The 8,561-nt window shown below is 67.4% G+C and carries 6 protein-coding genes, 1 tRNA gene and 1 pseudogene; 7 read left to right on the top strand and 1 reads right to left on the bottom strand.

Annotated elements, in window-relative coordinates:
- Positions 1–398 precede the first annotated feature (398 nt).
- Positions 399–1,946 carry an integrase family protein gene (locus tag A5481_RS12545; RefSeq protein ID WP_048432381.1) on the bottom strand — a complete coding sequence of 516 codons (1,548 nt, stop codon included), beginning with the start codon at positions 1,944–1,946 and terminating at the stop codon, positions 399–401.
- A gap of 136 nt (positions 1,947–2,082) precedes the next feature.
- Here A5481_RS12545 and A5481_RS12540 point away from each other — a divergent pair.
- From A5481_RS12540 to A5481_RS12510, 7 genes and pseudogenes are all read left to right on the top strand, one after another.
- Positions 2,083–2,150, top strand: a tRNA-OTHER gene (locus A5481_RS12540).
- 142 nt (positions 2,151–2,292) lie between these two features.
- A pseudogene (locus A5481_RS32395) lies at positions 2,293–2,763 on the top strand (transposase); the annotation flags it as partial.
- A 1,246-nt stretch (positions 2,764–4,009) separates the two neighbouring features.
- Entirely contained in the window at positions 4,010–4,756 is a 747-nt protein-coding gene (glnH, locus tag A5481_RS12530; RefSeq protein ID WP_048432383.1) for a glutamine ABC transporter substrate-binding protein GlnH, read from the top strand.
- A 67-nt stretch (positions 4,757–4,823) separates the two neighbouring features.
- A complete protein-coding gene (gene glnP / locus A5481_RS12525; RefSeq protein ID WP_048432384.1) occupies positions 4,824–5,480 on the top strand; it encodes a glutamine ABC transporter permease GlnP in 657 nt (218 codons plus the stop codon).
- Positions 5,477–6,205, top strand: a complete 729-nt coding sequence (gene glnQ / locus A5481_RS12520; RefSeq protein ID WP_048432385.1) for a glutamine ABC transporter ATP-binding protein GlnQ — start codon at positions 5,477–5,479, stop codon at positions 6,203–6,205. The genes glnP and glnQ overlap by 4 nt, the downstream gene beginning before the upstream one ends.
- Positions 6,195–7,319 carry a C45 family autoproteolytic acyltransferase/hydrolase gene (locus A5481_RS12515; RefSeq protein WP_048432386.1) on the top strand — a complete coding sequence of 375 codons (1,125 nt, stop codon included), beginning with the start codon at positions 6,195–6,197 and terminating at the stop codon, positions 7,317–7,319. The genes glnQ and A5481_RS12515 overlap by 11 nt, the downstream gene beginning before the upstream one ends.
- Before the next feature lie 22 nt (positions 7,320–7,341).
- The gene (locus A5481_RS12510; protein ID WP_048432387.1) at positions 7,342–8,277 is read left to right on the top strand and encodes a MurR/RpiR family transcriptional regulator; all 936 of its coding nucleotides are present in this window, start codon (positions 7,342–7,344) and stop codon (positions 8,275–8,277) included.
- Positions 8,278–8,561 lie beyond the last annotated feature (284 nt).

The raw sequence follows: 8,561 nt of genomic DNA, 5'->3' as shown, positions 1-8,561 counted from the left end.
ACCACCCGCTCGCGCAGATCCTGGCTGTAGGGTCGGCCCATGCCTCGCTCCTCATCTGGAGCGAGCACTGAATCAGCCCGGCCGCCCGGCGTGAACCCCAACCTTCCGACTCAGCCAAAACTGAAAACGCTCTAAGCGGCGGAAAGCATCCCGGTAAGCCGGCTAAGGGAGGCTGGTAGCCTCCGTTGCGCCCTCCCGGCCGCTATGACCTCCTCGGCCGGCGCGAGAACCGGGAGGGCGGCATGGGCTGGCGGGCGGCGGACGAATATGACCGCGAGAAGCGCGAGCGGCTGCGGGGACTACCCTTCCGGGAGAGGTACCCGTCGGCCAGGCTCGCCGCCATCGGCGCAGTTCTGGCGGTCACCGCGGCGTGGCTGTGGTGGCGACACGGCTGAGGCCTACGCCGCCACCGCATGCCCCCCGGCCGCGGCGAGGGCGGCCGCCTCGGCCTTGGCCTTCTCCGCCGCCTCCCTGGCGGCTTTCCGGGCGGCGGTCTTGGCCTTGCCCTCGGCCTCGCGCTCCCGACGCCGGCGCGCGATCTCCTTCCGGAGCTCCGCGAGGGGAGGGAGCGTCGCCGCGGCGGCCTGGGCCTCGAACCACGGCCACCAGACCTCCATGACGGGGCCTTTCTTATCCAGGCGGTCGTGGACCGTGTAGTGCGCCTCCAGGACGTCGTTCGTCGGGATGCCCTCGTTGTGGTCGAGGACGAGCTTCACGTCCGGCCGCTCGACGCCGAGGCGGTTCTGGCACGCCGACGACAACCCGCGCCGCAGGTCGTGCGGGCTCGCCCAGACACCCATGTCGAGCAGGCGGTGGTTCAGGGCCGCGGCGCTGAGATGGCCGTCGACCCGCCCACCCTTCTTGCGCGCCCGGAGTTGCGGGAAGACGTACTCGCTTGCCTTGTCGGCCGTCCGCGCCATCTGCGCCTTGAGGCGCTCCCAGAGCGCCGGCGGCAGGGGGATTACGTGCCTGTGCTTGTCCTGGCGCTTGGCCGCGGTCTTCCGGTGCGCCGGCCCCATCGACCAGATCCCCCAGCCGGGCATCTCGACCCAATCCACGAAATCGACCCGCAGGGCGCTCGCGACCGGCCGGCGCCGCTGCCCCGTCGCCACCATCAGCTCCATCGCGACGGACAGCGACCGCTCGATCACGCCGGACCGGGCGACGGCGATGACGAAGCCGATCTCGGACGGGGTCGCGACGTGGGCCCCCGGCACCTTCCCGTTCGACCGCGGCTTGACCCCGGCGGACCGCTTCGGGGCTTTAAGCATCGGCATGGGCGTCGTCACGCCGGTGAGGTGCTGGCGGTGGCTCTCGCACAGGAACGTCCACATGGGACGAAGGACCGACGCCAGCTTCTCGGCCTTCCTCTCCGTCCCGGTCCGGTGGATCTCGGCCACCAGGATGGCGAGGTGCTGCTGTGTGATGTGCCGGACCTGCATGAGCATGACCGGTTCAAGCTCCGGGTGGTACAGCATCGCGCGGTAATCGACCCAGGTGTCGTGCCGCAGCGTGCGCTTGACCTCGGCGAGGAACTCGTCCCGCGCCTCGTCGAAGCGCCACTTCATGAGGTGCTTCACGTCCTCCTCGAACTTGGCGACGAGGACCGGGTCGCGCTTCCGCGCAGGCTTGGCCAGTTCGAGCTCGACGTAGCGGTCGCGCAGCCAGTCCTCGGACGGGGCGACGAGGTTGCCGGCGTCGAGGTAGGACCGCGCCTTGCCGGCGATGTACCGCGCCTGTTCCAGGGTCAGCAGGTCCGGGGTCCCGATTTTCATCCGGAGGGTCTTGTCCCCGCGCTCGAACTTGAGCCCCCAGTGCGCCCCGCGCGGCTTGAGGCGCAGGATCAGGCCCGGGCCGCCAGCGTCGATGACGTCCTTCGGCTTCATCCCCGGCCGGCATTCGGCGACCAGGGTGTCGACCCTTTCTTGCTTCAGCTTGACGGCCATCCGGGGCGGTCTCCAGAAACGGGGCGGAACTGGGGCGGGAGCCTGGGCGGACGGAGGCGGAGGGGCAAGAGGAACGAGGGGGCGTCGTTAACGCCGTCCTAGGGAGATCAGGGCCTTACGGAGGGCCTGGAACTGGGGCGGGGAGCCTAGATAAGAGGAATCATAATCCTTGTGTCGGGGGTTCAAATCCCTCCTCCGCTACCAATTTTTTCAACCCCGCTAATCATTTAGCGGGGTTTTTCCATAGTTTTACCTTGCGCCAGAACGACGCTATTTCCTAGTGCAGTGTCAGCATGACAACTGCGGGATCGCCGACCTGTCTGACAGTGTGAGATAGGAGACTGCGATGCCGACTGCCTCGCTTGAAGCGGTGCTGGAGGTCTGGCAGACGAGCCTGCGCGAGGCCAAGGAACAAATCCGACGGCTGTATCTGCGCCGAACGCGGCTCGCTCAGCCAGCGCATTCCTCGACGGCCTGCTCGGGGTGGAACGGCGCGAGACCGGCTGGATGCGGGCCGAAGCCGCCGGCGATCCCGGACCACGGCGTCAGCAGGCGGTGCTCGGGCGCAGCCAGTGGGACGCCGACGCCTTGCGTGATGGTGTGCGTGAGTACATGGTCGTGACCCTGGCCGAGCCGGATGCCGTCCTGGTTCTCGACGAGACGGGCTTTCTCGAGCAGGGCGACGCCTCCCGCGGAGTCCATCGATCAGCATACTAGGTCGACGGTCAGGATCACCAACCGCCAGATCGGCGTGTTCGTCGCTTATGTCTCGACCAAGGGGCATGCCCTCCTCGACCGCGCCCTGTACTTGCCGAAGGTCTAGGCCGAGGATCCGCGCTACCTGCAACCAATTGCTGTTGATACCTCTAAAGCATTATCAAATATTCAAGATAAAAAACTATGAATAAATCTATAAATAATGCATAATAAAAATTGCCGCAAGGCAGCTTGGCCATATAACACTCGGAGTGGCAGTCATGACCCAAGCATGGCACGTCGTAGAGGGAGCCGAGAGCAATGTGACGGGAGCCTGGAGTGTGAATGAGGACAATCAAGGCAATATAACGGGCAGCGCGCACATGAATGCGCCACAAGGAATTATAACGTACAAACTCCGGGGGTATCGGGATAATCCAGATTACAATATATCGCGAGTAACCCCTTCCAACGGCATAAATGTCACATATACAGGAAGGTTGGATGGAAACGGTAACATAACAGGGCAGGGCCTGAATAACGCAGGGGCGCCGGTTCCCTGGAGCGCGCACATAGCGTGATGACACAAGATGATTTATTATCGGCAATTTAATATAAATTCGCCGGCGGTGCGATGTGCGTCATCGTAACGCCGGCGGTCCTTCTCTCGAAATGTGCCGCTGACGCCTTGGCTCGTAATACCGCCGCGCCTTCGAGCGGATCCGTTCGAAGGCGCTGGCTCAGCCCGCAAGGTCTCCCTGTCCTCGCGTCGGCGCCGATGCGCCGGACGCCTCGGCATCGACGTGTCGAGGCCGAAGCGCTGGTCGCCCCTGCAGCTCGCCCGAATGCGCTACGAGCGCGGACCCGTCGTTGCCGTGCTGCTCGCCAGCGTCCGTAATCAAAACGAGGAGGCAGCCCCCGAGCCCGCTCATAATCCTGATCGCTCTCGTCATCGAACGAAGGGACAGGCTCGCGGCGACTTGGAGCGGCACTTCGAAGCCTGACAGCCGGCAAGCGCGCCCTGCGCCAACGCATCGATCGCGGATGAATGCGACGCTGGGGAGGGGCGGGTGGTCTGCATGGGCCGTTCCACCGCGCCCGACGCGCGAGTGTCATTTCCTCGACGATGCGACGTCTGTTGCAAACGTCGGCGATGGCCTTTCGCCGATCCCCCGCGCGAGCATACCCCTCCGCGACCGCGACGACCCTGGACGCCTCCCGGTCCTGCAAATGCCGGAGGCATTCCGCCCATCCTTCGCTCACAGTTTGCGCAAATTTCGATTGCAGAATTTTATTAAATGCATTGTATATTTGCGTTCGCAGCCGGTGCCGGTCCGCGGTGCCGCCACGAACAAGGACAAGGATCGATGCGCTCCTTCACACGCCTCGCCTCGGCCGTCATGGCCGCCGCTCTCCTCTTCGCGGCGCCGGCCCGCGCCGCCGACCTGATCGTCGCCACCGACACGGCATTCGTGCCGTTCGAGTTCAAGCAGGGCGACAAGTATGTCGGCTTCGACATCGATCTCTGGGACGCCGTCGCCAAGGATATCGGCGTCACCTACAAGCTCCAGCCGATGGATTTCAACGGCATCATCCCGGCCCTGCAGACCAAGCAGGTCGATGTCGGGCTCGCCGGCATCACGATCAAGGACGAGCGCAAGAAGGCGGTCGACTTTTCGGACGGCTATTACGACAGCGGCTTCCTGCTGATGGTGCCGTCCTCGAGCGACATCAAGGGTCCGGCCGACCTGAAGGGCAAGGTCGTCGCCATCAAGACCGGTACCTCGGCGGCCGACTACGCCAAGGCGAATTTCAAGGATGCCGAGCTGCGGCAGTTCCCGAACGTCGACAACGCCTATCTCGAGGTGATGACCGGCAAGGCCGCCGCAGCGATGCACGATACGCCGAACGTTCTCTACTACATCAAGACCAATGGCGGCGGTAAGGTCAAGATTGTCGGCGAACAGATGATGGCGCAGCAATACGGCATGGCGTTTCCGAAGGGCAGCCCCCTCGTCGCCAAGGTCAACGCCTCGCTCGCCAAGCTGAAGGCGAACGGCACCTACGACGCCATCTACGAGAAGTGGTTCGGGGCCAAGCCCGCGAAGTCCTGATCCGGCCCCCGCCCATGCCGCGCTGGCCCGGTCGCCGGCGCGGCCCCCTTCGAGAGGGACCGCTTCCATGGAATTCGACTGGTCCGTGATCTGGGCCGCCCTGCCGGAGCTGCTCCGCGGGGCACGGCTCACGATCCTCATCGCGCTTGCCGGCCTCGCCGGCGGCCTCGTGCTCGGCCTGATCGCCGGCCTCATGCGCGCCTACGGCAACATCGTCCTGAATACCATCGCCCTGATCTACGTTGAGCTGATCCGCAGCACGCCGATCATCGTGCAGGTGATGTTCATCTACTTCGCCCTGCCGCTGCTCCTCGATGTCCGCATCAATCCGCTGACCGCGGCGATCACCGCGATCGTGATCAATGCCGGCGCCTACATCGCCGAGATCGTCCGCGGGTCGTTCCTGTCGATCCACCGCGGCCTGCGCGAGGCCGGCCTCGCTCTCGGGCTGCCGTTCTGGAAGGTGCTCGTCTTCGTCGTCGGCCCGCTGGCCTTCCGGCGCATGATCCCGGCGCTCGGCAACCAGTTCATCGTCAGCCTCAAGGACACCTCGCTGTTCATCGTCATCGGTGTCGGCGAGCTGACCCGCCAGGGCCAGGAGATCATGGCCTCGAACTTCCGGGCGGTGGAAATCTGGTCGGCGGTCGCGGTCCTCTACCTCGTCATGACCGGGATCCTGACGCTCGCCCTTCGCCTCACCGAGAAGAGGATGCGGATCCTGTGAGCATCGTCGCCTTCCAGCGGGTCACGAAGCGCTTCGGCGCAGTGACAATCCTCGATCAGGTCGACCTCTCGATCGAGCAGGGCGAGAAGGTCGTCCTCATCGGCCCGTCCGGCTCGGGCAAGTCGACGCTGTTGCGCTGCATCAACGCCCTCGAGGCGATCGACGGCGGCGACCTCGTCGTCGACGGCCTGAGCGTGCGGGGCGGTCCCGGCACGGTCCGGGCGATCCGCCAGGAAGCCGGCATGGTGTTCCAGCAGTTCAACCTGTTCCCGCAGATGACGGCGCTTCAGAACGTCGCCTTCGGGCCGCGGCGGGTGCGCGGCACGCCGAAGCGTCAGGCCGAGGAGGAGGCGATGGCGCTCCTGGCCAAGGTCGGCCTCGCCGAGCGGGCGAGGCATTACCCGGGCGAATTGTCCGGCGGCCAGCAGCAGCGCGTCGCGATCGCCCGGGCGCTCGCGGTGCGGCCCAAGCTGATGCTGTTCGACGAGCCGACCTCCGCCCTCGATCCCGAGCTGCGCCAGGAGGTGCTGCGGGTGATGCAGGAGCTGGCCGAGGACGGCATGACGATGATCGTCGTCACGCACGAGATGGCCTTCGCCCGCAAGGTCGGCACCCGCCTGATCTTCATGGAGGGCGGCAAGATCACCGTCGACGGGCCGCCCGCCGCCCTCCTGGACCAGCCCGACAATCCCCGCCTGCGCGAGTTCCTGCAGCATGTTCACTGATCGTACCGACCGCTTGCGCCTCGTCGAGGCCGCGGGAAGCCCGAACGAGATCGGCCTTCAGCTCGGCCGCTTCGGCGCGGCCGCCGTCCACGGCCACCTCGTCGGCACCCGAGCGTGGGCGGCGATCACGGCGCACCGCCACGACGAGCGGGTGCAGGGCATGGCGGCGCAGGTCCGGGCCCGGTTCCCGGCGATCATGGCCGAGATCGAGGGCCTGGCCGAGGGGCTCGGTCTGCCCGTCGACGCGGTCTTCGCCTGGAACTGCCGCGGCGACATCGCGGCCATGGCCCCGGACGGCTGCACGACGGTGCAGGTGCCGGGAGCATTTTCCGACGAAGTGGATGCCGGTTCGTCGCAGAAAATGCGGCAAGATCAAAGGCCTGGAGCGCGTCACGATTGCAGCGCGATCGTGACGCGCTCCAGGCCCCGGATCGTCGTCGCCCACAACGAGGACGGCGATCCGGGCTTCCGGGGCGCCTGCGGGCTGCTGCGGGCGCGGCCCGACCAGGGCATCGGCTTCACCGCCTTCGTCTATCCGGGCTCGATCCCGGGCCACACCTTCGCGGCGACGGAAGCCGGCCTGGTCCAGACCGTCAACAACATCCGCTCGCGCCGGATGGGAGACGGCCTGCCCCGGATGGTCCTCACCCGGGCGGTCCTCGACTGCGCGAGCCTCGACGCCGCGGTCGCGCTGGTGGGGGAGGGGCCGCGGGCCGGGGCCTTCCACCTGACGCTGGCGCAATCCGGCGATCCCCGCCTGCTTGGAGTCGAATTCACCGGCGCGCGCGTGTCGGTGCGGCGGATCGCGGAGCCGGCGCTGCACGCCAACCACCTCGTCCACGCCGACATGGCGGACGAGCCGCAGATCGTCACCGACTCGTCCGGATCGCGCCAGGTCCGGGGCGACGCCCTGGTGGCGCAGGGACAAGCCGAGCGCGATCCCCTGGCAACCTTGCGCGATACCGGCGGCGAGGGCTTGCCGATCCGGCGCGACGACCCGCATGATCCCGACGACGAGAACACGCTCGCGACCGCAGTCTTCGTGATCGAGGGCGATCGGCTCGACTGGTCCGTCCACGGCGCGACCGAGGAGTGGGCGCGGTTCACCGGGTAACGGGTTTAATGTCGGCAGCCGTATGAGGAACGAAGACGAGGACGGCGCGGGGCGGCCTCCGGGCGAGCCGCCCCGCACCATTGAGGCGTTGCGCGCGCTGGCCCTCGATATCGGGCGGGACGAGGCCACCATCTCGCTCGGGGCCAAGGCGCACGGGGTGCTGGCGCGGCTCGTCGGCATGCCCGAGCAGGCGGCGGTGCGCTCGATCTCCGAGCTCGCCGCGCTTCTCGACGTCAACGCCTCGACTCTGACGCGGCTCGCCAAGCGCCTCGGCTTCCTGGGCTTCTCCGACTTCCAGAGCGTCTTCCGGGACGCCATCGCGGATGATGCGCGCTACTTCTACAGCCGTCAGGTCGGGCGCCTCCTGAAGGCGGAGGCCGGCCCCGTCGCCGAGATCGCCCCCTTCGCGCGGCTGGCGGAAGAGAGTGCGGCCAACGTCCAGGGCTTCCTGGCCGAGCTGGAGCCCGCCGCGCTCGCGGGCGCGGCGCGGGCCCTCGCGCGGGCCCGGCGGGTGCGGGTGCACGGCGTCCGGCAGTTCCACGCGCTGGCGAGCTTCCTCGCCTACGGTCTCGGCCTGGTGCGCGGCGACGTCGCGCTCCTCGACGCCCCCCGGCTCGGCGTCGCCGAGGCCCTGGCCCAGCTCGAACCCGGCGACGTCGTCGTGGTAGCGAGCTGCGCGCCCTACACCCGCAGCGTCGCGCGGGTCGCGGAGGTCGCGGCGGCGGGCGGGCTCGCCGTGATCGCCGTCACCGACACCCGGTCCTCGCCCCTGGCGGGGCCGGCGCGCCACGCCTTCTTCATCCCGCACGCGAGCAGCTTCTACTCCAACTCGATGGCCGCCTACGTCGTCTTCGCCGAGGGCCTGCTCAATCTCGTCGCCCGCGAACTCGGCGATGAGGCCGCCACGGCGCTCGCCGAGCGCGAGCGGTGGATCGCCGGGATGAACGTCGAGATGTGAGGTAGCGGCGGGTGGGTGGCCTGCGGCGGCGCTCGGGGGTGGATCTGTCGGGTGTCCGACGGGTCCTCCGTCCAGCTTCGGGCGCTCGCCCGGCCGCGTCCCATATCATTGAAGGCGGCCTTCCCAGAGAGTGATGAGGGATGCCCAAGCGGCAGGGCTGTCCGGCAACCAGACGAAGCGCTGGCTCCCCCTCTCCCCGCGGGCGGCAGGGCTGTCCGGGGAAAATCACCTTTAAAATCAAGGCGCGGGATCCCCTCTCCCGAGTGGGAGAGGGGTAGGGGTGA

The organism is Methylobacterium platani, assembly GCF_001653715.1.
Taxonomy (GTDB): Bacteria; Pseudomonadota; Alphaproteobacteria; order Rhizobiales; family Beijerinckiaceae; genus Methylobacterium; species Methylobacterium platani.
Note: the sequence above shows the minus strand (reverse complement) of the source record. Positions and strands in the feature narration are given on the sequence as shown.

Coding starts and splice junctions, on each gene's coding strand:
- A5481_RS12545 (WP_048432381.1), bottom strand. CDS start 1,946: ATGGCCGTCAAGCTGAAGCAAGAAAGGGTCGACACCCTGGTCGCCGAA.
- A5481_RS12515 (WP_048432386.1), top strand. CDS start 6,195: ATGTTCACTGATCGTACCGACCGCTTGCGCCTCGTCGAGGCCGCGGGA.
- A5481_RS12510 (WP_048432387.1), top strand. CDS start 7,342: ATGAGGAACGAAGACGAGGACGGCGCGGGGCGGCCTCCGGGCGAGCCG.
- glnP (WP_048432384.1), top strand. CDS start 4,824: ATGGAATTCGACTGGTCCGTGATCTGGGCCGCCCTGCCGGAGCTGCTC.
- glnH (WP_048432383.1), top strand. CDS start 4,010: ATGCGCTCCTTCACACGCCTCGCCTCGGCCGTCATGGCCGCCGCTCTC.